The organism is Bullifex porci, from assembly GCF_009695635.1.
Classification (GTDB): domain Bacteria; phylum Spirochaetota; class Spirochaetia; order Sphaerochaetales; family Sphaerochaetaceae; genus Bullifex; species Bullifex porci.
Map to the genome: position 1 here is coordinate 38,057 of NZ_VUNN01000003.1, position 26,245 is coordinate 64,301.

Consider the following 26,245-nt stretch of genomic DNA (forward strand, 5'->3'; position numbering starts at 1 on the left):
TTATAGTGCATTTGGATCTGTAATATAACCAGTTACAGCACTTGCTGCAGCTACATGTGGAGAAGCAAGGTAAACCTCACTCTCTACATGACCCATTCTTCCAACAAAGTTTCTATTTGTAGTTGAAATAGCTCTTTCTCCGGCAGCTAAGATACCCATATAGCCACCAAGACATGGTCCACAGGTAGGAGTAGAAATTACACAGCCAGCATCAAGGAAAATATCAAAAAGACCTTCATGCATTGCTTCACGATATATCTTTTGAGTTGCAGGAATAATGATAGCACGAACAGACTTATCAATATGTCTTCCCTTCAAGATTTCAGCAGCAGCTCTTAAATCTGAAATTCTACCATTAGTACAAGAACCAATAACAACCTGGTCAATCTTTACTTTAGGCATATTACTAAAGGTTTTTGTATTAGATGGGAGGTGTGGGAAGGATACTGTGCTTTCAAGCTTAGACAAATCAATTTCAATTACTTCGTCATAGCTAGCATCACTATCACTATTAAAGATTACAGGAGTCTTAGCACCAGCTTCCTTTAAATAAGCTAAGGTCTTTTCATCAACTGGGAAGATACCATTCTTTGCACCAGCCTCGATAGCCATATTACAAACTGTAAATCTATCATCCATTGAAAGGGAAGCAACTCCCTCTCCTGTAAATTCCATGCTTTTATAAAGAGCACCATCAACTCCAATTTGTCCAATTATATGTAAGATAAGATCCTTACCAGTTACATATCTATTAAACTTACCCTTTAAAACAAACTTAATTGATGATGGAACCTTGAACCATGCCTTTCCTGTTGCCATTCCACAAGCCATATCTGTAGAACCAACTCCAGTAGAGAAGGCACCAAGGGCACCATAGGTACAGGTGTGGCTATCAGCACCAATTACAACATCTCCTGCTGTAACTAATCCCTTCTCAGGAAGAAGAGCGTGCTCGATTCCAGCCTCACCTACTTCAAAGTAGTTTTTAATATTTTGTTCATTAGCAAAGCATCTTACACATTTGCATTGCTCTGCCGCTTTAATGTCTTTATTAGGAGCAAAGTGATCAGGGATCATTGCAACCTTAGTATTATCAAAGACAGTCTTCTTTCCAAATTTTGGAAATTCCTTAATAGCAACTGGGCTAGTAATATCATTTCCAAGAACCATTGATAAATCAGCCATAATTAATTGACCTGAATGTACACTATCTAATCCGGCTGCTTTGGCTAAGATTTTCTCAGTTATAGTCATTCCCATAACTCACTTCTCCTCAGTTTTATCGGTGTGACCCATGAGCATATCATTTTCAAAGCTCATCTTCATGGCACTTTCACCAGTTCTCATACCACTCGAATTCTCATCGAGCATCTTATTAACAGCATTGAGACAAGCTAAAATACTTGCTTCAATAACATCGGTTGAAACACCTCTACCACGGAACACACCATTGTTATCGCTAATTTTGACTAATACTTCCCCGAGAGCGTCCCTATGTTCCGTTACAGCCTGTAATTGATAATCCTCAAGGCTGAATGGGTGTTTAATAATCTTTTCTACCGTTCTTAATGCGGCATATACAGGACCTGTACCAGCAGCAACCTCTTGATAGAGCTTTTCACCCTTTTTGAGAGTAATACATGCTGTTGCAGTCATATGATTACCACTATTAACAACGAAATTATCAAGTGTCCAAAGCTGACTCTTAACATCCTCTGTAGATTCTACTAAAGCGATAATATCTCTATCAGAGATAGTTTTCTTTCTATCTGTCAGCTTCTTGAACTCTGCAAATAGGCGATCAACATCCTCTTTTGGTAAATCATAACCAAGCTCTACAAGCTTCTTAGTAAAGGCATGCTGACCTGAGTGCTTTCCAAGTACTAAATTGGTTTGGGTTAAGCCAACACTCTCTGGAGTCATAATCTCATAGGTCTTACTATTTGCCATAACACCATGCTGGTGGATACCAGACTCATGTGCAAATGCATTTTGACCAACAATAGCCTTAGATGGATTAATCTTTACACCAGTAGTAGAGGATAATAATCTAGCAGAACGAGTAATCTCTGTAGTAACAATATTATTCTGGTATGGATATAAATCAGGACGAGTATGCATAAGCATTGCAAGCTCCTCCATAGCTGCGTTACCAGCTCTTTCACCAATACCACAAAGAGTACACTCAATCTGTCTTGCACCAGCTACAACACCAGCCATTGAGTTTGATACTGCAAGGCCAAGGTCATTATGACAGTGCATAGAAAGAATAGCTTTATCAACATTTGGAACGTGATTTCTTACATATGAGACCATAAGTGCGATCTCATCAGGAGTAGAATAACCAACTGTATCAGGAAGGTTAACTGTTGTTGCACCCTCCTTAATTGCGAGTTCAACTACACGACACATATAATCAAGATCTGTTCTTGTAGCATCCTCCAAGCTAAACTCAACATTAGAACAAAGAGAAGAAGCATAACGTACATTCTCTTTAATTCTTTCAAGAGCCTCCTCCCTACTCATTTTCAGCTTATATTGTAGGTGAAGATCACTTGTTGCTAAAAAGAGGTGAATTCTAGGGCTTACTGCATGCTTAACAGCATCATAGGCTGCATCAATATCCTTCTTTAAGGCACGAGCTAAGGATGCAACTGTACAGTTTTTTATTGCACCAGCAATTGCAGTAACACTCTCTTTATCACCAGGAGATGAGATGGCAAAGCCAGCCTCAATGATATCTACTCCTAGTGCTTCGAGCTGCTTTGCAATTTTAATTTTCTCTTCCAAGTTCATGGAGTAACCTGGAGCCTGCTCACCATCTCTTAGCGTTGTATCAAAAAAATAGACTCTATCTGCCATCTCTATAACTCCTAATTAAGATTATTTCTTAAGCCAGCTCATGAGGCTTCTGAGGCGAGCACCTGTTGTCTCTAAGAGGCTCTCTGCTTCAATTCTCTTACGAGCATTAAAGTATGGTCTACCTACCATATTCTCTAATAACCAGTTACGAGCAAAGGTTCCTTCCTGGATATCCTTAAGAACTTCCTTCATTGCCTTCTTAGTATCATCTGTGATGATTTTTGGTCCTGTAATATAGTCGCCATATTCAGCTGTATCAGAGATTGAATATCTCATATATGCAAGACCCCCCTGGTTGATGAGGTCAACGATAAGCTTCATTTCGTGACAGCACTCAAAGTATGCCATCTCTGGCTGATAACCAGCTTCAACAAGAGTATCAAATCCAGCCTTAATAAGAGCTGTAACACCACCACAAAGAACAGCCTGCTCACCAAAGAGGTCTGTCTCAGTCTCTTCCTTGAAGGATGTAACAAATACACCTGCTCTACCAGCACCAATACCACAAGCATATGCAAGAGCGATCTGCTCTGAATCACCAGATGGGTCCTGATGAACTGCAATAAGAGATGGAACACCCTTACCTTCCTGGAACTGGCTTCTTACTGTATGACCTGGTCCCTTTGGTGCGATCATAATTACGTTAACATCTGCTGGTGGCTTAATCTGGCCGAAATGAATATTAAAGCCATGAGCGAAAGCAAGATACTTACCCTTTGTTAGACCTGGTTCAATAGCTTCCTTATAGAGCTTTGCCTGTTTCTCATCATTTACTAAGATCATGATGATATCAGCAGCCTTAGCAGCCTCTGCTGCAGTCATTACTTTTAGTCCTGCTTCCTCAGCCTTAGCCCAGCTCTTAGATCCCTGATAAAGACCTACAACAACATCAACACCGCTCTCGTGCAAGTTAAGGGCATGTGCATGTCCCTGGCTGCCGTAACCGATGATAGCAACTGTCTTACCCTTGAGTAAGTCCAGATTTCCGTCCTGTTCATAATACATTTTGCTCATATCATCCTCCATGAGTTTAATTTTCAAATTCAATATCGCTTAAAGCTCTAGAACCACGTTCAAGAGCAGTAGTACCAGTTCTAACAAGCTCTACAATTCCATAAGACTTGATAAGTGAGAAGAATGAATCTAATTTCTCACTTGTTCCAGTTAATTGCATTGTTACAGTATAAGGAGTGACATCAATAATCTTAGCTTTGAAGATGTCCCCGATTTCAACGATGTGAGAACGAGTTTCCTCATCTGCCTTTACCTTAATTAAGACAAGTTCTCTCTGTAAGGATCCACCCTGAGTCATTTCATATACTCTAATTACATCAAATAGCTTTTCTACCTGTCTCTTTATTTGCTCAATAATAATTGCGTCACAAGTAACGACAATAGTAATACGGCTAATGAGTGGATTTTCTGTCTCGCTTACAGAAAGTGAGTCAATATTATAGCCGCGGCGAGAAAACAGACCGACAACACGCATGAGAACACCTGCTTTGTTATTAACAAGTATTGCAAGAGTCGTTCGTCTCTTCATGTTTTCCATCAAGACCTCCTAATAAAAAAAATAACCCGTGATTCTTTTTAACCACGGGCTACAACAAAAAAGAACTAAGCCGGTGGTTTAGTTTCTAAGTAGCACTACAATAATAAGAGAAATAAGAGCGATCAAAGGAAGTGGCTTTTTAATATCTATTGTTTTAAAAACTGTCATCTTTGACCTCCTTTAATCTCTAAGCTTGATAACAAGTATTTACAACTTTTTCTACTCTTAAGTCAATGTGTTATACAAAAAAATGTATTTTTTTTCACCATTTATTCATAAAACAAAACACATTAAAATATATACAAATGTCTAGTTTTAGAAATAAGATTTTATATTATATCAATTTATAAAAATATTATCCTATTAGCATTATATATACGTGACTACATATGATATATCTTATGATAATTTTAAGATAAGCAAGCAAAACGCTTACTTATCTTAAAAAATTAGCTATAAATTAACTATTCTATTATAGGAATCATCTGTGATTTCGATTCCATCCTTTAAGCTTTTTTCTCTAATTTTCATTAAATTCTCACTTGGATACCTAACACTACTAGCACCATCTAATGGAGTACAACCCTTTATAGCCTCCACTATATTTGAAACAGCATTATCACCAATACCCTTCTCTACCTTAATAGCTATAAATATTTGAGATAAATCACGCTCTGCTAGAGGAGTATTACCCTGCTTAGCTATATCAGGGACTGTAAAACCACCTGCTATTGAGTTAACCATCATATCCATTAATATTGATATACTTGAGCCCTTCCAGAACCCCATAGGTAGTACTCTTCCACTTTCGCTAATTGCCTTTGGATCATCTGTCAGATTGCCATCCTTATCATAGCCACCAGGAACTGGAAGCTTTTTTCCTGCTATTATAGCCTTCTCTAGAGCTCCATAAGAAAATTGAGACATAGCTCCATCAAAAAGCACATAGCTATCTTTATATGGGACAGCCATTACTAATGGGTTATTTCCGATAGCTTTATTAGCAGCACCCCAAGGAGCCATATTTGCAATTGTATTTGTCCAGCAAATTGCTGCATAACCCTTTTCTGCAGCTTGAGCACCAAATGCACCGCCTCTCATCCAATGGTTTGTATGAGATAAAGCGATACAGCCAATTCCATAGCTATTAGCAAGCTCAATAGCCCTAGTCATCATATCCTCAGCATTAGTATTACCCATTCCAAGGTTACCATTCCAAACCTCTAAGGCTCCTAGACTTCTTTCTAAGCTTGGGCGATTTGCAGGCTTAACAAATCCACTATCTATCATAGTAATAAGTCTTTCAAATCGATAAACTCCATGTGAGAGAACTCCATCGCGAGAGGATGAAGCCATATTTCTTGCAGCACGTGTAGCTAAATCCTCAGGACAAGAGTGCTTTACTAGCTTTTCCTTCATTAAATTAAATAAATCTTCATAGCTAATTACCATAAAAACCTCCTAGCGTGGCCATCTTAATTCTTTTTTAGGCAATTCAGGAAATTTTTGATGCGGCTCACTTTGATAATAAAAAGAAACAGATGAGTAGTCATCAGACCTTTCAAAAAGTCCACTATGTGATACTCCAATCTGTTGAACTGTAACTTTTAAATCCTTTTTAAAGAAAATAGGGTCATTTAAATGCCAACGATAGAAGGCTCTCATAGGTGGAACATCATCGTTATGATAAGCATTGTATAGTCCTGTATCATGGCGAGAGTAAAATGGATATCCTAAATCAGGATATGAATAATTTGTCTCAATTGTCTTATTGTTTTCATGGCGAGCAAAGCTCCAGGAGCCTCCAAAATAATCTTCAACTCCAGTTCCACATATAGTTGGATATTCCTCATCGCCATCTATATAGAATTTCATCTCACCCTCTCCATACCAGTACCTTGATAGAGTTGAAATACATAGAAAGGTTCCAAGGTATGCACCTTCACCCTTTATATTATCAAGGAGTGTATAATCCTTCTTTAAAACTGTTGGATTTTCTCTTCTCCACTGAGCATGAAAGTAAAGAGTATCATCATCTATAGCATCACCTAGAGTATAATCAATTTGATAAAAGAAGGCTGGAATAGGATTTGCATGTTGGTTTTCAATAGTTATTCTTGCGCTCTTTCTAAAAGGCATCTTAAAGTAGCAGTTATAGCCTCTTAAAGGAACAACCTGTACTAGAGCTGAGTTAACTGGATAGGTTTCTCCAAATCCATTTAAAAAGAAATCACCAAGAGGAACCTCTACAGATGGATATTCTTCATCATCCCAATACATTCTTAAAACAATATCTCGAAGAAGAAATCTATTTTTATCATCTGTTCTATCATCAACTGTAATCCAAATATGTCTTATCATACCTAGTCCTGTAATATTACATAACTCTGTTATCGAATTAGGTAAGATATTTAGTAAGCAAGGAGAACCCTTTCTAGAAGGTCCTAAGACAGAGGATGCCATTCCTCCTCTACCCTTCTCTCCATTTCTATTTTCTGCATTTATCGATCTAGAAATAATAGTATTTCTCTTAAAAATTAAATCATCCATATTAAAATGGTCATTAAATTCAACTCTAATTTCAAGTCTATTTTTAGTTTTTAAGGAAAAAAACCGCTTACTGTGGTATATTCCACTTAAAATGAAAAGTATAAAAGTTGTAGCCGCAGTAATCATCGATAATAAAAAAGTATTTGCAACTCAAAGAGGATATGGAGAGTATAAGGATTGGTGGGAGTTTCCAGGTGGTAAGATTGAAGCAGGTGAAAGCCCAGAAGAAGCTTTAAAGCGTGAAATATTAGAGGAGCTTGATACAAAAATAGAGGTTAGATCTTTAATTAAAGCTGTTGAGTATGATTACCCTAATTTCCATCTTTCTATGCTATGCTATCAAGCTAGGATAATAAGTGGAAGCTTAATATTAAAGGAGCATGAAAATGCTAAATGGCTTAAAAAGGATGAGCTAAAAACAGTTAATTGGCTTCCTGCAGATTTAGAAGTTTTAGAAACTGTGAAGACGTTAATTGTATAATTATTAAAGCAGGGAATGCAGTAATTAGTTATTTAAATGTATTTCAATTTTTACTTCATTTGAAAAGTAAGGAATTGAGTAAAAAGAGATAATACAATCTTTATCAAACATCTTTAATCGCTTTGAAATATTAGCAAGTCCTACCTGCTTATTATCATCTCCAGAAATAGAAGCATTTGCTTTTTCAATATCAATTCCAATACCATTATCAACAACACTGATAATTAGAACATCTTCTTCTTTTTTTATACTTACCTCGATAAAAGGATTAAAAAGCATGGACGAATTTAAGTTATCAAAACCATGTTTTATCGAGTTTTCAACTAAAGGCTGCAATATTGATTTAGGAATTAAAATATCACTACAATCATCTAAAACGTTAACTCTGAATTCAATTACTCCATTTAACCGATAGTTCATTATCTTCATATAATTTTCAACTTGAAGTAGCTCATTAGAAACAGTAATCAAATATTCTCCATGATTTAGTGAATGTCGTAAAAAGAGAGAAAAAGCAGAAACCATATCAGAAGCACTTAAATAATTTCCACTAGCAATTTCCATATTTATCATTTCTAAAGTGTTGTATGTAAAATGAGGATTAATTTGCTCTGTAAGCATTTGAGAAAGATACTTATATTTTTGTTCTTCCTCCTCCTTTATTCTTTGCATTGTATCTGATAGTTCCTTGTACATATCATTCAATCCAGCAATTAATAATCCTGATTCATCACTGTTTTCAGGCTTTACATCAAAATGATACGAACTATCCTTCATCTCCCTCATCATACGGGTAATACGGGAGAATGGTGCTGTTAAACGTAATGCTGTTAAACGAATTAAAATAACACCTATTAAAATTAATATAAAAGTAAGACTAATAACCCAAATAAATAAAATACTCTTCATTGGTGTAAGCTCTGATCTATTTACAGAGATTTCTACCTCTAAGCCTTCAATTGAGCATTCATTTCTAACAACAAGCATATCACCAATATCGAATTCAGGGCCTAAAATTAATTCTCCATTAAAAAATAATCTAGGATTTAAAAAGACTTCCTTTGAAGTACTCTCATATAGTTCATTTTTTAGTAAAGTAGAATTCAATAAGATTACAAGTATCAAATTAACATCTCTATCAGATGTAATCCCAAGATAAGGAGAACTATCTATTTGTTTATAAGGTATTAAAATAGGAATAACTAAACCATCTCTTTTAAATGGAGAGTTACACTCCTTTAACACAGTAATGCCGTCAATATTTTTCAATTTATCAAAAGTAAAGTTACCTAATTCATCTGTTGGAATATCATTAAAGGAATAAATAATTTCATTATTATTTGTTAAGAAAAAGGATGAATAAATAAATGATGAGGATGAATTAATATTCTCAATTGAATCCTGTAAATCAACCCTTTTTTGTAACTCTGATAATTTTGTATTTGTAATTTTAGTAACAAAATCTCCCTTAACTACTGTTTTTAATACTCTCTCGCTAATATTAGACCAAATCTGACTGATATTTCTTTCAGAAACTCTTGCCCATTGAGTTGCAATATCAGTTGCCTCTTTTTCATAAAAAGATGTAAACATCATTAAACTGATAGATGTTAAAATAATAGCAAGGGATAAAAAGATAGTAGCCATTACTATAGATATTTTCTGATGCAATTTTAAATCAGAGTAATTTTTCATACTTTATCTTTCCTAAAATCCGAAGGAGTCTTTCCTGTTTGTCCTCTAAATATTCTATTAAAGGATCTATAATCAGAGTAACCTAGAGAAAGAGCAATCTCTTCAACAGATAGATCACTTTCAATTAATAATCTTTTCCCCTCATCTATCTTTACTCTGTTTGTAAAATCTCTAAAATTCTCACCAGTCTTGTTTTTAAAATATACAGAGAAATAGGAAGCATTCATCCCAAGTTTTTCTGCAATATCTGATGATTTTATTAATTTATCATAACTTGATAGCACCATTTGTCTCGCACGATGAATTATAGGATCATTGCCCATGATTGAATTAGGAATTGAAATATTCATTAAATATTTTAGCTTGCTATTAAGAATATCCTTTAACTCACCTATGCTATCAACCATATTTATATCAGCTGTAGATAAATTTTCTAAATAATTTTTATTGAGCAAGGAGGAATCATATAATCTTTTTGTTACATCATTTAATAAAAAGATACACATTCCTTTAATATAGTTAGGAGGAGGTGTTCCTCCATCAAGTAAAGAGTTTATAAATTTATCAATCCATTTTTCAATTTCTTCTTCATTTCTTGTGAGTAAAATAGATTTAACACTCTCACTATCTATATCGCTTGTAGTCATATTAGGTCTAATGGTAGAAATATCACTTTGAGTAAAAAGTTTATTTCCATTCTTATAAAATGAATATGAAAGAGAGAGTAATGCACTATTATATGACTTTGTTAATAAAAAGAATTGATTAACACTGCACCCAACACTTATTTGTAAGGTATTATCATACTCTAGTAGTATTCTCATTGAGTGAATAGCATATTGCTCTTTTCCAGGCAAAATTACGATAGTATATCCTAAATAAGGAAATGAAGCTAAATAATCTATAGCAGATAAATCAACAGCCTTTGACTTTGCAACAATAATACAAACTGTTTTATCCCCCTCCTTCATATTAGGAATAAAGGCTTTAATCCCCTTAGATGCTTCCTCTTCTGATTTCACTTCACCCCTAATAAGCCGTTCTAAAAACATATTTGATGCGGCTTTTATAGCCTCGTCATCATACCTGTATTTATTATTTTCAACCTTATTATTCATCTCTTTTAAGATTGTTGCTAATAATTCATTTTTTGATATAGGTTTCAATATATATGCACTAACAGATAACTTAATTGCTTGTTGAGCATAAGCAAACTCATCATAACCACTGATTAATATTACAGGAGTATCATACCCTTCTTCTCTAAGATTTTTTAATAGCTCTAATCCTGTTAATCCTGGCATTACAATATCTGAAATAATTAAATCAGGATTATACTGCTTTATTAATTCAAAACCCTCAGCCGCATTTTTAGCTAGAGCTGGAATAAAAACACCTTCAAGATCCTTTTCAATAATATTTTTAATCCCATTTCGAATTGAAGGTTCATCATCTATTATTATAATTGAAAATGTTTTACTACTCATACCTACTCAATACTATAAATAACCATAAACCAAAATAGCAACCTAAAAAAATGTTACATTTACTAAAATAAGAGTCATACAAGGATTAAAAAAATAGACTCAGAATTTTATCAACAACAAAAAAAAAGGAGATATAAATGAAAAAGATTGTATTGATTGCAATGCTTATTGCTTGTACACTTTCTTTAGTTTTTGCATCAGGCTCACAAGAAGCTGCAGCTACTACAAAAACAGAAAAGACAGTAGTTGAAATTTGGACAAATGACAGACATGACGCTGAATATATGTCTAAAGTTGTAGAGGACTTTAATAATAGTAACGATAAAATAGAAATAAAGCTCACAACTATTGTTGAAGACTATCCTAACATGCTCGTAATGTCTTACACATCAGGAAATGCACCAGATTTATTCTATATGAATGCAAGAGGAACAGGTTTTGATTTACAAACTTTTGTTAAGTCTGGCATGCTTGAAGCATATCCTGAATCCCTTTTAAAGGATCCTGAATTTGAAAAGGTAACAGATGCAAGTAAGCACATTGTAGAAGGTATCAATGCTATCGATGGTAAACCTTATGGTATTTACAATGTAATGAGAAGTGGTACTAGAATGATTTATAACGTTGATTTACTTAAGAAATCAGGTTATACAGAGTTCCCAAAGACTCTTGAAGAGCTTGTAGATATGACTATTCAGATTTCAAAAGATGGCAATGGAGAATATTATGGTATTTCAACATGTGCATCTGCTCAATTTGAAAGATGGTTAGAGGGTATTATCAACAAGAGTGGTATTTACCACTATGACTATAAAAACGGTGTATTCAATTTTGATGGCTACAAAGAAGCAATGCTCTTAGCTCAAAGATTCTTCAAAGAGGGCGCAATGTTCCCTGGTTCAAATACCCAAGGCGTTGATGCAATGAGAGCTCAGTTCGCTAATGGTACATTTGCAACTTGGGGTAATGCATCACAAGAAGCAGGTGTATTTACTGACCAATTCCCTATTAAAGATTTTGAATGGGCTGTAACAGAACTTCCTTCACTAGATGGAACAACAAAGGGAACAGTAGATTCTCGTCCACAGAAAGGTCTTTTCATGTTCTCATCATCTAAAAATAAGGATGCAGCTTGGGAAGTAGTAAAATATCTAAATAGTGAAAGTGTTGTAAAGGGTTATGTAGAAAAAGGTTATGCACTTCCTCTCTCAATATACATGCAGAGTGTTGTTGATATGTCAAAAATTGGTCGCTTAGCAGATTTCGCGCCAGTAAGCTATGAAGGCTTATATCCTTCTGTACCTGCAGTTTCTGTTGCTGGAGATAGCTATGCTAAAGCAATTTGGAACTGTATTGTTAGTGGCACAGATGTTGATAAGTGTATTGCAGATCTTAACAAGAGATATAATGAAGCACTTGAGAAGGATATTAAACTTGGCAAAGTAAAAAGAGTTGTAATTGCTAATTACGATCCACTTAATCCTAACGCTGGTGAAATTTCATACTTATCAAAGTAATTTAACTTTAAACCTTCACCCGGGTGGGAATACTCATCCGGGTTATTTTTTCAGGAGATAACTTAAATGATGACACAAGAAGCAAAAAGGCTCAGAAGAAAGGAAGGTATTAGCGCAGGATTAATGCTTTCTCCAAGCTTAATACTGCTACTTATAACTTCAATATATCCATTCTTCTGGTTGTTTAGATATGTTCTATATGATTACAATGGATTTGTTGCATACTTCACCGGCTTAGATAATATAAAAAGAGCTTTTACCGATGTAGTATTTTGGCAAAGTGTATTACACACATTTGAATATGCTATTTGTAAGTTAATTATTGTAATACCTCTCTCTCTTCTTTTAGCTGTAATAATTCACAAAAATATTCCAGGTAGCAAAGGCTTTAAAATGATATTCTTTCTACCTACAGTAATAAGTGCATCAATTTATGCTCTTATCTTTACCTTTATATTTGCAGTATTTAAGGGACCTTTAAACACTGTATTACAATCTATGCATTTGATATCAGCACCAATTGATTGGCTTGGAGATGCTAAATGGGTAATGACATCTGTTATTATCGTTGCTGTTTGGGGTGGTGTTGGTAACTATATGATTTACTTTCTATCAGGACTTTCAAGCGTTTCCTCAGAGGTATATGAAAGCTGTATGATTGATGGAGCAAATGCACGACAAACCTTCTTTAAGATTACTCTTCCTATGCTCTCACCTATTTTAAAAGTTATTCTCTTATTAGCTATCACTACAGCCTTTAAGGATTACCAATCGATAATGGTATTAACAGGAGGAGGACCTAACAACCGTTCTCAGGTAATGTTCTTATACATTTACCAGCTTATCTTTGGTTCAACATCTAGTTTCAATATCCAAATTGGATATGCAACTGTATTAAGTATTATTGCTGCCGTAATTATTGGTGCTGTAACTGTAATCTATAATAAGTTTGCTAAAAAACTTGATGATGTAATGTGAGGAAAAAATGGAAAAATCAAGAGCAATTTTATCTACAAATCAAAAGATAGGAAGAGGAATTATCTCTTTTATTACAGTCCTTTTTTCTCTCTTAATGCTGTATCCTATTATTTATATCATATTAGGTTCATTTAAGGAAAACCAAGAACTATTACTTGGTGGTGCAAAGCTATTTCCTTCAAAGTGGGTAATTGAAAACTATATTCAAGCTTGGCAGACAGCTAACTTCTCTGTTTATACTAAAAACTCAATATTCCTTGGCATTGGAGTTATGCTTCTTACTGTAATTACAGCTACAATGGCAGGCTATGTATTTTCAAGAAAAAAATTTAAAGGAAAAGAGTTTATTTATGGAATATTCTTAGCTTTTATGTTTGTAAATGTTGGCTCTGTAACACTAAGACCTTTATTCGAACTTTCAGTAAAGCTACACCTAAATAAATCCTTGTGGAGTGTAATTTTTATAATTACAGGCACAGGTCAAGCGACCTATATCTTCTTATGTAGAGGATTTGTCAATTCAATTCCAAAGGAGCTTGACGAGGCAGCAAGAATAGATGGATGCACATTCTTCCAAACCTTTTATAAAATTATTTTCCCTCTTCTAAAGCCTATTACATCTACCGTTGCACTATTATCATTTAGAGCAGGATGGAACGAATATATACTTCCTTTAGTCTTTACAATGTCAAATGACAGTATGAGACCTCTTACAGTAGGCGTAAATATGCTCAAAAATAATGGTGATGGAGCAGCTGCGTGGAATATTATGTTTGCTGGTGCAACACTCGCAATTATTCCTATGATTTTAATTTATTTATTATTTAGTAAGTACTTTATGCAGGGCACAACAGCTGGTGCTGTTAAAGGTTAAAAATATGAAATATGTTGATAAATTTAGAATTTCAAATGTTATAGAAAAACAATATGATCCTCAGTTTACAGATGTTGATCAGTTGAGATTTGAAAAACGGGTTAGAGAAAAGGTTGCTATTCGAAACCTTAGCTATCCTACTAATCTAAACCATGAAGAATGGGATTTTTACTATTCACACGGTAATTACTATGTAGATAAATCTACATTCTACTCTGAACTATCTTATGTCTCATTTAATGCTGTAACAAATTTACATTCAAAAAAAGAGAAAAAAATTAATCTTACAATTTGGACTTATGGGGCTGTTACTGTATTTTTTAATGGAGAAAAGGTAGCTAATGATGACATTCCAGTATACAAACCTATAAAGAAACATTGTTTTGTAGTAAATGCAAAAAAAGGTGACAACGAATTATTAATTCTATTCCAAAATTTAGGTGTTAGAGATACTCGTAATCTGTTTGGAATATCATACGAGGAAGATAAAGACATTGAATTTCATGTATTTGGAAACAAAGAGGATGAAATAATAGCAACCTTCCTAGATAATGTTGTCCTTGAAGACCATAAATTAATGCTTCCTTCAAAAAGAGATGATATTCAACTTGGATTTGACATGGCTTCTCCTGACTATGGAAAAGTAAAATACAGATATAGCTGGGAAAAGCTTCATCCTTGCACAGAGGTAGATATTCCAAAAGGGAATCCGTATATCCTCTTAAAAATTAAAAATCTATCAAGAAGATTTGAAATAGCAAGTGAGGTTATTCCAATTTATTCGTCAATAAAGGATAAAGATGGAAACTACAAACGCATGCTTGGAGTGATTGCAGCAGCAGATGGCTTATCACGTGGCGATAAATTCGGATTTTATATCCAAAATATCTTAGCACGTAAGGCTCTAGGAATTGAAGGGAAAAGAGATGAAGAGTATTTCTATGAAACTCTAAATCAAATTGAAAGACGTTTTGACTGCTCAGATTTTCTTATTTCAGGAGTAATACGATATCTAAAAAACTATGAGATCGCCCCTACTCTTTCAGCTAGAATAAAAGAGGTACTTTTAAACTATAGATATTGGATGACTATGGAAGGTAGTGATGCAATGTGCTTTTGGAGTGAAAACCACTCACTGCTATTCTACTCATGTGCAATGCTTGTAGGACAAATGTATCCTGATGATTATTTTCCAAGAGCTAAGATGACAGGAAAGGAATTATCAGAATTTGGCCGTAGGCTTACAAAAGAATGGATGGATGATCTTGAAGAGTATGGCTTCGAGGAATTTTTAAGCACTGTATACATGAATGTCACCTTTGCCTGCCTACTAAATATTATCGATTATGCAGATGAAGAAATCTCAAAAAGAGCTAAGAATATTACAGATTTAATGCTTAGAGAATTAGCACTCCATACATTTAAAGGATGTATTATTGCTCCAATGGGAAGGGTTTATAGAGGTGTTATTAATCCATTTAAACAAGGAGCCCAAGCTCTCATGAACCTTGCTAATCCAGAAAATCCTACTTCATTTGGAGAAGGCTGGCTTAGCTATTATGCAACCTCATCATACCAGCTCCCTTCAGATTTAATCGAGTTAATGAATAATTCTCAAGATAAGGAGTATTCTACAGGTGATGCACTAATCAAGCTATATAAAAAAGATGATTATATCCTTACCTCAGTACAATCACCAAGGAATGATAATTTTGTTCGTTGGCACAATGTTACTCTTGATAAGAATCCAGAGAAATATCTGAATACTCATTTATATACTAAGAGCTTTAATGAACGTTTCCACGGTACTACCTATTTTGAACCTGGTACTTTTGGTTATCAGCAACATATGTGGTCTGTAGCACTTTCAGGAGAGGCCCTTGTCTTTGCAAACTGTCCAGGAGCATCTTCAGACTCATCTTCAATGAGACCTGGATATTGGTATGGAAATGGTATAATGCCTGCTGTAAGACAAGATGGAAATATGCTTGCAAGTATATTTGTACTAAATGATGACTATCCTATTGATTTCACACATTTATATCTTCCTGAATGTAAATTTGAGAAGGTTGAAAAGTATGAGAATTGGATATTCTTAACTTTAGGAGAAGGTAAGATTGCTATTTGGTGTAATACTAAGCTATCTCCATATTCTGACCATTTAGCAAATTGTGAGCTAAGAGCTTATTCACAAAAATCTGCATACTTTGTCTTAGCAGGTGGCAGAGAGATAGATGAAAAATTATTCAAGGAAAATGCAATAAAACTTAACCCTACTTTTATTGAAGATAAAAACATTTTATTTGTTGATGGTAAAGAGTTTATTTCATTTACTCCTTCTAATGATAAAACTCAATATATTTAATGGAGGAATTTATGAATAGAATTGCAAAAAACTTTGAGAAAGAGCTTAAAGAACTTGGAATCTATGAAGAGTTTTCCTCATTAAATTCATATGTTGGAGATATTCATAACCATTGTGGAATTAGTTATGGTTACGGAAAACTCGAGAATGCAATTGCTTTTGCAAAAACACAATTAGATTTCTTCTCTGTAACTGGACATTTTGCTTGGCCTGATATGGAAAATGATAGCAAAATGATGATTCCACCAGATGTTGTAAAATATCATAAGGAAGGCTTTGCAAAGCTTAGACGTAATTGGCCTGAGTACAAGAGGTTGATGAAAGAGTGTGAAAGTGATGGATTTATTCCATTCTTCTCCTATGAGTATCATAGTTTTAAGTATGGAGACTATACTATTTTATGTAAAAATACAGATGAAGACCTTCCAAATCCAGTTGAAGAAGGGGAAGAGGATAATCGATTAACAAATCTTCTAAATGGAGATGAGAAACAAACAGATAGATTCCTTTCAACGCCTCATCATATTGGATATAAAGAAGGATACAGAGGTATTAGTTGGAAATACTTTAATGAAAAAGTATCTCCAGTAGTAGAGATAGTATCAATGCATGGATGTGCAGAAAGCTATGAAGCTCATCCTTTGTATTTACATACTATGGGGCCAAGAAGCGGTAAAAATACATATCAAGGAGGATTAAGTTTAAAACACCACTTCGGTGTAGTTGGATCAACAGACCATCATAATGCGGCTCCAGGAAGCTACGGCTCTGGAAGAACAATAATTTTTCTTCCTAATATTGATAGAGAAAGTATTTGGAATGCTCTTAAAGCAAGACATACTTCCGCCGCAAGTGGGGATCCTATAGAAACATTATTAATTGTAAATAATGCTATAGCAGGGGACATTGCTCCAAAACATAATGGATTTATAAACATAGACGGGTTTGTAGCAGGTTTTGATAAACTCGAAAAGGTTGAAATAATTCAAGATGGCAATGTTATAGCAGGAGAGTATTCCTTTAATGGTGATGACAGCTATGAAGGATTTATCTCATTTAAGTTTGGATGGGGAAAAAAGCATAAGGCGGCTATTTGGGATATTGAACTTGAGGCAGAAAATGGAGAGATAAAGGACTATATTGGAAGGCTTAGAGGAATTGATATGGTTGATCCTCTTGATGTACCTAAAGATAGTGGTTCAACATTACCTCGATTAAGTTTTGATGGTAAAAAAGTAGTTTTACATGTCGTTACAGATGGAAACCCAACAGCGCAAACAGATAGTACTGCAGGTTTAGCTCTTGAAGTAGAAGGTAATAAAAACACTAAAATTATTTGTTCAGTGAAAGTCCTTTGGAATAATGAGATTATTAATAAATGTTATGAATTTAAGCTGTCAGAGTTAAAGGAAACTCAACAGACTCAATATATTAATGGTTTCGTTTCCCCTGCAATAGAAGTAGGCTTACTAAGAACAAATAGAGAATGCTGTTGCCACATAAAAAAATCTATAAAAACAGAAAGCCAAGGCGCTGTATATCTTAGAGCATATGAAAAGAATGGAGATTGTGTATTTACTTCCCCTATTTCTTTTAGATAAAACAAAATGGGTCTAAAACAGAAGCTCTGTTTTAGATCCTATCCTTAAAGAAGTTAAGTAAAGCTTCATCATCACCTGTATAATGGAAGGTCTCTATTCCTAATGCTGCAGCACCTTCGATATTTTCAATATAATCATCTACAAAGGTAGTATTTTCAGGTGTAAAGCCCTCTTTATCCATTATATATAGCCAAAATTCTTTATCAGGCTTTATTAAGTGAATTTCATGAGAAGCATAGCAATTTGTAAAGCTTTTTCTAATATCAAGCTTATCAATAATTGGCCAATGAGGAGCAAATGTATTTGAACCTATAGCTGTCTTATTGCCCTTAGCTTTAAGCTTTCCAGCAATTTCAATCATCACTTCATTCCTAACTGGATGGAAGGTATCTTTAAAGAAATCTCCATTAACCTTATAGCCATAATGTGTAAGAAGATGATCATAATAATCATTAGTTGACATATAGCCTTCCATAAGGGGTCTAGCATATAGCTCGAAATCATCATTGAGCTCCTTCTCGCTTACACCCATTATCTTAGCCATCTCAGGAAGTGTATGGAAATTCTTTATTAACACTCCTCCTAAGTCAAAAATATATAATCTATTCATTAATCCTCCCTTTAAAATAGCTTACCTGTTAGCGTATTATTATATACCCCTTTTTCATATGCTACCACACCCCCAACAATAACAAATTCAACACCTTCATTTTTTGTAAAGCCACCACTTAAGGTAGCTGTTGGAGCTAATGTATTTAAATTTAAAATATTTATATCTGCCCTCATATCCTCTTTTATTATACCAACGTCCTTTAAGCCTAATCGAGAAGCACTCTCACTACTCATTCTTCTTATCGCCTCACTAAAGGTGATAATCCTTTTATCAAGAACTAAATCCTTTAGCAGATGGATAGTTGCTGAAAAGCTCCTTGGATGAGGTATAGGTGTTGAATATAAGGAATCTGTTCCAAAGCACATTAATGGATGCTTTAATATTCTCTCTAAGGTTTCTTCACTCTCTGTTACATCTATCATAACAGCAGCACCCTTCTCATCTGCTAATAAATCTAAAAGTGTATCAAGAGGATCTTTATCTATTATTTTTCCAATTTGACTTAGTGATAAGCCATCATACTCATGCGTATGATCTAAAGATAAAATTGAAATATCATCTGGGCCAACAACAGGGTATAAGCTTTCCCATCCATTTGGATGCAGCATCTCATCCTTTATAATAGCTCGTTCTCTTTCATCCTTTAAAACTCTCATTTGTTCTATTCTAGGAAGTGCAAGTACATGTGCAGGTAGAAGAGAAAATAGAGAGGTTGAGCCATAGTGATATGGGTATTGATCAAATTTGACATCAACACCCTTTGCTGTATATTCATCAAATAAATTAAATATATCATCTAAAAGATATCCAAATTTTCTACCAATTATCTTTAGATGACTTATTTCAAGCCTTACACCTGTCTCTAAGGCTAAATCAAGGACCTCCTTAATTGATGAAACAATCTCAGGACCTTCAATTCTATGGTGAACACAAAATAGCTTATCATGCTTTCTAACAACTCTCAAAAGTGCTAAAAGCTCATTTCTATCGGCAGATGAGCAAGGAGCATAGTATAAGCCTGAGGATAGACCATAGCACCCTTGAGTTAATGCTTGATCTAATAAGGCACACATTCTATCAATTTCTTCTTTATTTGCTATTCTGCCACTATCAGAGCCAAGGACTGCTATTCTTAAAGGAGCATGTGAACAAAGGTATGCTTGGTTAATCCCCATCCTACCTTCAATAACCTTCTTATAGGAAGAAAAATCGCTCCAGGAGTAATTATCGTAGTGACCTAAAACATCATCATTTAATGGTAATAAATACTCCTTATTCTCATTTAATGGAAAAATCCCTATACCACAATTTCCACATAAATCTGTTGTAATACCTTGCGCAATACGAGCTTTCATATAGCTGTCCTTAAGGCCATATATTTCACTATGAGTGTGAAAATCAATAAAGCCAGGAGTTACTACTAAACTCGATGAATCAATTACTTTTCTTGACTCTAAATCTATATTATTTGAAAGCTTTATTATTTTGCCATTATCTATTGCGATATCGCTAGTAAAGCAATCATTACCGGTGCCATCATAAATGGTGGCACCCTTAATTAATAAATCAATCATGTAGAATATGATAACTCTTTATCAACGATCTTTCCACGATACGTGCTAAATCTTGGTAGGAATCTCTACGATAAGCAAGAGAAAGAGCCGCATTTATTTCATCACACATATCACTATCAAAGGCAGGGATAATATATCCTGCAGATTCAAGCATGCATAAGAGCAATAGAAGAGCAAAGTCCTCATTATGGCTTTCAAATGGTTTAATCTTCATAATCTGACCAAACATTAATACAGCCTTAAATATCTCATTTATCCCCTTCCACTCTCTATCAAATTGCATAAAAAGAGTTTCCATTTGATATTTAATTTTTAAAGCATCACCACTTTCAGATTTTACATCTGAAAAGCCATCTCGATATGAGCCTCCTGTTAAATCATCAATCCCCTGTACAAAGGATTGATGAAGCTCTAATACTCTCTTTGAATCCCAAAGAAATGAATTTTCCTTAGTAGTAATTAATAAAGATGAAAAGTTTGAATATAAAAGATGCTTTTCAAGTGATGTAGATGCAATAACCTTTCCAGATAAAATCTGTTCAATAGATTTCTTTTGAAACTTTTCTCTACTTAAAGCTAGTGCAAGTGTTAGGTTATCTACTCTTAAGGCCTTGACCTTATCACTCATCCTATCATAGCCCTTATTTTCTTCCCTTAAATTCATAAGTGTCGTAAGATCAATAGTACCTAGACGGACACTATTATTCTTAAAAGGTCTCATTGTACGACCATCAAAAGGCTTTGGCGCATCTGCTGGAATTGTCCAAGACCACTCAAGCTTAATAGCTCCTTCTACTCTTCCATCATCACAGAGGATTCTTACTCTTCTGTCTGATATACCCCATTTTTTTGCAGCTTCTTTAACACCAATATATTTCATACAATTATTCTAATCCAAATTTGGTATATATTCAATATAATATCTTATCTCAATATTTTACATATCTACTATAAATAAAAAAATCTATTATTGTTTTTATTTTTTGTTTCTGTTTAAATAGTAAGGGAAAATTTTTATGGAAAAATATGATGTAATAATCGTTGGCAGTGGTCCTGCCGGAATGGGTGCAGCTTTCTCATTACTAGAAAGTGGCAAAAAGTGTTCTATTCTTATGCTCGATAAAACTCCATATTCAACTGGAGGCATGAGAAATGACTGTAAGATGAACTTTACATTCCCAATTGGCTTTCCGCTTGAATACTGGGAAGAAAATACAGCTAATCACTATCTTGAAAAGGTAACAGCTTTTTTAAAGCCTACTATACTTCCTAAATCAAATATTGAAACCTACCAAAAGAGAGCGGAGCGTCTTGGGTGTTCTCTTTTAGAGATTAAGCAAACACATTTAGGCACAGATGGCGGCTTACAGCTTATTAAAGAGCTTCAAAAAAAGCTTTCAGATGCAGGTGTAACACTTGCTTTGGGAGAGACTGTAACTGGTATCGATAATGTTAATAAGTTTATTACAACAGATAAAAGAGAAATCGGATATAAAAACATTCTTATCGCACCAGGTAGACAGGGCTTTCACTTTTTGCAGGAGATAATGAAGGCTCTAGGCGTTAATTACATCGACAATGTTGTTGATGTTGGTATCAGAGTTGAAACAAGAATTGAGCATTACCCTATTGTTAAGGATTACTATGATCCAAAGTTCTATTTCCCTGAAAAGGTAAGAACCTTCTGTACAAATAGTGGAAATGCACATGTAGTTAGAGAAAAATATACTACTAGCAGAGGTGATGAGTGGTTTAGTGTTAATGGACACGCCTTTAAAGCAGATGAAAACAAGAACAATGGACTTGTTAACTTTGCTATCTTAAAAACTGTACGCTTTACAGAGCCTCTTGCAAGTGGACAGGAATTTGCAGAGCACCTTGGACTAATGGCTGTATTAATGGGAGGTGGTAAGCCTCTAATGCAAAGAGTTGGTGACTTTAGAATGGGTAGAAGAAGTAAGGAATCCGATTTCAATGGTGATTTATATGACTTCAAGCCATCCTTAGTAGGAGCAAGTCCATCAGATATCTCACTTGCAATGCCAAGTAAGATTTTAAGATATATTTGGTCTGGTATGAAAAAGCTCGATACTATCGTACCGGGTATTCTCCATCCATCAACAATTATGTACTACCCTGAAATCAAACTTTATGCAAATAAGCCACAGTACATTGATAACCATTTCTGCGTTCAGAAGAATGTATACTTTGCTGGAGATGGAGCTGGTACTAGCCGTGGTATTACAGGTGCATGGGCAAGTGGAATCAGAGCAGCTGAAGGAATAATAGAAAACTTAGACTGATGAACAGCACTGAATTTGGGGAAGGTGATATATTTAAGCTTACCTTAAAGCTTAGTATCCCAACCTGTTTAGCTCAGGCCGTAAACGTTCTTTACGCTATGATCGATAGAATGTTTATCGGCCATATTCCATTTATTGGCGATTTAGCATTAGCAGGAGCTGGAATAGCAGCTCCTATTACAACATTTATTTCTTCCTTTAGCTACATCATTGCTTTAGGCGGTGCGCCGATAATGGCAATGAAGCTAGGACATAATGAAAGAAATAGTGCAGAAAATATTTTATATACATCATTAATACTATTAATTATTTTCTCAGTAGTATTAACTCCATTAGCATTAATATTTGCTCACCCTCTATTAACAAGCTTTGGAGCAACAAATCAAACAATTGTTTATGCTCTTCCATACTTCTTAATATATGTATTAGGAACACCATTTGCTCTTTGCCAAATAGCATTAGCTAGCTTTTTAATTAATATAGGAAATAGTAAGGGTGCTATGATTTGTAATGTTTTAGGTGCTATTACAAACATCATACTCGACCCAATATTTATTTTTACATTAAATCTAGGTGTTAGAGGGGCTGCGATAGCAACCATTATGTCTCAAGCTCTTACAGCAATATTACTATTTATAATACTTGCTAAAAGTAAAAGTATTTCAATAAAAAGAAGTACAATTAAGAAAGGTGTAATAGTAAAAATCTTTAAGCTTGGTGCCTCTCCATTTTTAATCATGGCAACAGATAGTCTTTTACTTATTTTATTAAATACTATCTTAAAGCTTCAAGGAGGAGCTAATACAGATATATTAATTACTTCATCAACTATAATTCAAAGCTACCATCTACTTGTTATGAACCCACTAGGAGGAATAACAGGTGGTTCTGGTGGTTTATTAAGCTATAACTATGGAGCAGGTAATATTGAGAGAGTAAAAAAGTCATATAAATCGATACAGCTATTAGCATCAACATATATAGTAATAATATTTGCTCTTACATACATTGCAGGAAGAGGCTTTATATCACTTTTTACATCAGATGAAAACATCATTAATGTTACTTATAAATATTTAAAGATATTTACATTGATGATAATTCCTCTTTCATTCCAATATAATAATGTTGATACCTTTACAGCGCTTGGACAAGTGAAATACTCTCTATCCTTATCATTGTTTAGAAAAGCAATATTTCTAATTTCAATGATTACTCTTCCGATATTTTTCAATGCTGAAGCTGTTTTCTTTGCTGAGCCTATTTCCGATTTACTAGCAGCGATAACATCTACAACAATTATGACGATAACCTTACCTAAGATTTTAAAGAAGAGAGAAACTCAAGGACTTCAATTATGAGCAAAAGTAATTCATACTATTAATTATGAAACGGCTTTTAGCTTTAATTGTAGTTCTATTAATTTCAACACTTCTTTTTTCTAAAAGCGAGCTTATACATGAAACTCAGCATTTTAGAATTATTTATTCTGAAAACACAAAATCAATAGCAAATAATATTATTGAAATAGCCGAAGAGGAGTATGACAGACTTAAAGCCTTCTTTGGGGAGGACCCTAATTTTAATATCCCAATATATGTAGATGAAGAAATAAAACAGTTTAATGCTTATTTATCAACCTACCCTTCTAACCATATTTTATATTATAGTGCATATTTTTCTCCGAGCATTTTCGATGGAAGCGATACAATTAGAAACATATTAAGGCATGAGCTAACTCATACATTTTGTAATACGATGAAGGGATTATCAGCAAAGATAACAACTCTATTTGGAGACTCATATAATTTTCCATTTTATCTTCATTTTTTAGATTTCATTACTGAAGGTATAGCTGTTTATACAGAATCGATGGATGGAAAGGGAAGATTAAATGATCCCGTTTATAAAGCTCCTTTAATACAAGCAAGGTTAGAAAATAAAAAACTTAATTATCTAGATGCAGCTGGAAGTAGAGACTCTTATCCAGTAGGTACACTCTCATATTTATTTGGAGGCGCATTTTTAGAGTGGGTTTCAGATAAATATGGAGAAGAAAAGCTTTCAGCTTTTATCGTAGATATATCAAAAAATATTATCTCGTTCCCTCAAAATGCATATTCTAAACACTTTTCTTCACGCTTATACGATGATTGGAAAGCATTCTTAGCAGATATTGATGTACCTCAGGACATTCTTGAGCCAAGAATTAAAGATAGTAGCAAGTACTATAGTGATATGGTAGCTTCTAACGATGAAGTATTTGCAATAGATTCATATAGCTCAGAAATTATAAAGATAGATAGTAATAAAGCTAAAAAGCTTTTTTCTTACCCATATGACTCTTATTCAAGAATAGATACTAAAGACGATAAATTTCTAATATCATATACATCCTCAGAACTTTGCTACACAGCGCTATATAATAATAAAGGTAAAGAGTTAAAGAGATTTAATGGATACTATGAAGGACACTTTATTAATGATGATATAGCGTTAATTAAATATGATGATGGTTACACATATTTAGACATAGTTGGAAAGGATACTATTAATCTTGGATACTCTATACTTGTAAATAATCTATTCTCCTATAATGATAAATTAGGATTTCTCTTTGAGGACCAGGAGGGACAAGCAATAGCTATTATTGATAATGATATTAAGCTATATAGAGTTCCTAAGCAAATAAAGATAGATACTATAAGCTCTAACAATGATATTTTATCATTTTCTTATGCAAAGGAAGGTGAGCTAGTTAAATATGGTGAGATAGATATTAATAATAAAAAGCTATATCTATCTGATACAAACATTAATGGTGGCATTTATAACCCAGTTAGAGTAAAGGATGAAATTTATTTTATCTCAAAATTCTTTTCATCCTCTGCAGTTTCCTATATAAGCATTGAGGATATTAGCTTAAAAGAGGAATATGAATTAACAGAAGAAACCTATTTAATAGCTGATAAAAAAGAAGTTTTAATAGATAAAAAAAGCTATAACCCAATATTATCAGTTCAAAAAGGGCAGATTTTACCTTTTGCAGGTACTTCCTCCAATATATTAACATACAGTGGATTTGGTATTACTTGGATCTCTGCAGATCCTACAGAAAAGCTTAATTTTGCAATATCTTCAGGCTTTGAGCAGAATTCTAAGAGATTATTTTTAACATTAAATGCCTCTTATAATAATATTAAGGCTTCCTTTTTTATTAATGAAAATAGAAGCTTATCAGAGTTAACATATACAAAGGAGTTCTTCTTTAAGAGCTCGTTAAATAAGCTAAAATTACAAAATACACTATATTTTATGACTCCAAGCAATAAGCTTAGTAATAATTTTTATATTTCATATAAGGATTTACATTTCAAAGGAAGGTCAAGATATGATTATTCTGGATACAACATATACCTAAATTTATATAATCTTTCACCAATTGTTGGAACTATTGTTTATATTCCTGGTATTTTTCCAACTGAAGTAAGCCTTTCTTATTCGGTTAAATCTAAATATGTTAGTCTAACTACTACCACTCATCTATTAACTTTTGAAGTACAAAAATCACTCTACCCTTTACCGCTCTATATTACTGTTATCGATTTAAAGGGAGGTGTGTCATCATATATTTATAAAAGTAATATAATTAATAGCTATTCCCTTAATCTATCATTAACGTTAGCTCCAACAATAGGAAGAATTACAAAAGCCTATTCTAAGCTAGAGTTTATAGCTACATATGGTACAAAATGGAATTTCTCTTTTAATTTTTCATATTACTATTAAAGGA

The 26,245-nt window shown here is 33.9% G+C and carries 20 protein-coding genes; 9 read left to right on the top strand and 11 right to left on the bottom strand.

What is annotated here, in order from left to right; translation table 11 throughout:
- The 6 genes from leuC to FYJ80_RS02440 all read right to left on the bottom strand — a co-directional run bounded on the left by leuC (window position 1) and on the right by FYJ80_RS02440 (window position 6,964).
- Window positions 1–1,260, bottom strand: coding sequence for a 3-isopropylmalate dehydratase large subunit (leuC, locus tag FYJ80_RS02415; protein ID WP_154424536.1), 1,260 nt, complete (start codon window positions 1,258–1,260; stop codon window positions 1–3).
- Between the two features lie 3 nt (window positions 1,261–1,263).
- On the bottom strand, window positions 1,264–2,862 hold the full coding sequence (locus FYJ80_RS02420; RefSeq protein WP_154424537.1) for a 2-isopropylmalate synthase: 1,599 nt from the start codon (window positions 2,860–2,862) through the stop codon (window positions 1,264–1,266).
- A 21-nt stretch (window positions 2,863–2,883) separates the two neighbouring features.
- The gene (gene ilvC, locus FYJ80_RS02425) at window positions 2,884–3,876 is read right to left on the bottom strand and encodes a ketol-acid reductoisomerase (protein ID WP_206360926.1); all 993 of its coding nucleotides are present in this window, start codon (window positions 3,874–3,876) and stop codon (window positions 2,884–2,886) included.
- Between the two features lie 16 nt (window positions 3,877–3,892).
- The gene (gene ilvN, locus FYJ80_RS02430; protein WP_320595932.1) at window positions 3,893–4,414 is read right to left on the bottom strand and encodes an acetolactate synthase small subunit; all 522 of its coding nucleotides are present in this window, start codon (window positions 4,412–4,414) and stop codon (window positions 3,893–3,895) included.
- 453 nt (window positions 4,415–4,867) lie between these two features.
- A complete protein-coding gene (gene yiaK, locus FYJ80_RS02435) occupies window positions 4,868–5,866 on the bottom strand; it encodes a 3-dehydro-L-gulonate 2-dehydrogenase (protein ID WP_154424539.1) in 999 nt (332 codons plus the stop codon).
- Window positions 5,867–5,875: 9 nt separating this feature from the next.
- Window positions 5,876–6,964: a glycoside hydrolase family 172 protein gene (locus FYJ80_RS02440; protein WP_154424540.1), complete on the bottom strand. Its 1,089-nt coding sequence runs from the start codon at window positions 6,962–6,964 to the stop codon at window positions 5,876–5,878.
- Between the two features lie 91 nt (window positions 6,965–7,055).
- Here FYJ80_RS02440 and FYJ80_RS02445 point away from each other — a divergent pair, with 91 nt between their 5' ends.
- A complete protein-coding gene (locus FYJ80_RS02445; protein WP_154424541.1) occupies window positions 7,056–7,445 on the top strand; it encodes a (deoxy)nucleoside triphosphate pyrophosphohydrolase in 390 nt (129 codons plus the stop codon).
- Window positions 7,446–7,469: 24 nt separating this feature from the next.
- On the opposite strand, the gene FYJ80_RS02450 is transcribed toward FYJ80_RS02445, so the two are convergent.
- Both FYJ80_RS02450 and FYJ80_RS02455 read right to left on the bottom strand, forming a co-directional pair.
- The gene (locus FYJ80_RS02450) at window positions 7,470–9,140 is read right to left on the bottom strand and encodes a sensor histidine kinase (protein WP_154424542.1); all 1,671 of its coding nucleotides are present in this window, start codon (window positions 9,138–9,140) and stop codon (window positions 7,470–7,472) included.
- Entirely contained in the window at window positions 9,137–10,627 is a 1,491-nt protein-coding gene (locus tag FYJ80_RS02455) for a response regulator transcription factor (RefSeq protein WP_154424543.1), read from the bottom strand. The genes FYJ80_RS02450 and FYJ80_RS02455 overlap by 4 nt, the downstream gene beginning before the upstream one ends.
- Before the next feature lie 137 nt (window positions 10,628–10,764).
- On the opposite strand from FYJ80_RS02455, the gene FYJ80_RS02460 reads away from it, so the two are divergent.
- The 5 genes from FYJ80_RS02460 to FYJ80_RS02480 all read left to right on the top strand — a co-directional run bounded on the left by FYJ80_RS02460 (window position 10,765) and on the right by FYJ80_RS02480 (window position 17,962).
- Window positions 10,765–12,144 carry an ABC transporter substrate-binding protein gene (locus tag FYJ80_RS02460; RefSeq protein ID WP_154424544.1) on the top strand — a complete coding sequence of 460 codons (1,380 nt, stop codon included), beginning with the start codon at window positions 10,765–10,767 and terminating at the stop codon, window positions 12,142–12,144.
- A gap of 66 nt (window positions 12,145–12,210) precedes the next feature.
- Complete coding sequence (locus FYJ80_RS02465) at window positions 12,211–13,122, top strand: carbohydrate ABC transporter permease (protein WP_206360927.1); 912 nt, start codon at window positions 12,211–12,213, stop codon at window positions 13,120–13,122.
- 7 nt (window positions 13,123–13,129) lie between these two features.
- The gene (locus FYJ80_RS02470; RefSeq protein ID WP_154424545.1) at window positions 13,130–13,996 is read left to right on the top strand and encodes a carbohydrate ABC transporter permease; all 867 of its coding nucleotides are present in this window, start codon (window positions 13,130–13,132) and stop codon (window positions 13,994–13,996) included.
- Between the two features lie 4 nt (window positions 13,997–14,000).
- Complete coding sequence (locus FYJ80_RS02475) at window positions 14,001–16,361, top strand: hypothetical protein (RefSeq protein WP_154424546.1); 2,361 nt, start codon at window positions 14,001–14,003, stop codon at window positions 16,359–16,361.
- Between the two features lie 11 nt (window positions 16,362–16,372).
- Complete coding sequence (locus FYJ80_RS02480) at window positions 16,373–17,962, top strand: hypothetical protein (RefSeq protein ID WP_154424547.1); 1,590 nt, start codon at window positions 16,373–16,375, stop codon at window positions 17,960–17,962.
- A gap of 31 nt (window positions 17,963–17,993) precedes the next feature.
- Here the strand turns inward: FYJ80_RS02480 and FYJ80_RS02485 are convergent, their stop codons facing one another.
- The 3 genes from FYJ80_RS02485 to FYJ80_RS02495 are packed head-to-tail and all read right to left on the bottom strand — an operon-like array spanning window position 17,994 to window position 21,029.
- Complete coding sequence (locus FYJ80_RS02485; RefSeq protein ID WP_154424548.1) at window positions 17,994–18,572, bottom strand: HAD-IA family hydrolase; 579 nt, start codon at window positions 18,570–18,572, stop codon at window positions 17,994–17,996.
- A gap of 11 nt (window positions 18,573–18,583) precedes the next feature.
- Complete coding sequence (locus FYJ80_RS02490; protein WP_154424549.1) at window positions 18,584–20,149, bottom strand: N-acyl-D-amino-acid deacylase family protein; 1,566 nt, start codon at window positions 20,147–20,149, stop codon at window positions 18,584–18,586.
- Entirely contained in the window at window positions 20,142–21,029 is an 888-nt protein-coding gene (locus tag FYJ80_RS02495) for a Fic family protein (RefSeq protein WP_154424550.1), read from the bottom strand. Before FYJ80_RS02495 ends, FYJ80_RS02490 begins: the two co-directional genes overlap by 8 nt.
- Window positions 21,030–21,165: 136 nt before the next feature.
- Here FYJ80_RS02495 and FYJ80_RS02500 point away from each other — a divergent pair, with 136 nt between their 5' ends.
- The 3 genes from FYJ80_RS02500 to FYJ80_RS02510 are packed head-to-tail and all read left to right on the top strand — an operon-like array spanning window position 21,166 to window position 26,241.
- Window positions 21,166–22,452: an FAD-binding protein gene (locus tag FYJ80_RS02500; protein ID WP_154424551.1), complete on the top strand. Its 1,287-nt coding sequence runs from the start codon at window positions 21,166–21,168 to the stop codon at window positions 22,450–22,452.
- Window positions 22,452–23,813: an MATE family efflux transporter gene (locus FYJ80_RS02505; protein ID WP_154424552.1), complete on the top strand. Its 1,362-nt coding sequence runs from the start codon at window positions 22,452–22,454 to the stop codon at window positions 23,811–23,813. Before FYJ80_RS02500 ends, FYJ80_RS02505 begins: the two co-directional genes overlap by 1 nt.
- Before the next feature lie 25 nt (window positions 23,814–23,838).
- A complete protein-coding gene (locus tag FYJ80_RS02510) occupies window positions 23,839–26,241 on the top strand; it encodes a hypothetical protein (RefSeq protein WP_154424553.1) in 2,403 nt (800 codons plus the stop codon).
- Window positions 26,242–26,245: the final 4 nt, after the last annotated feature.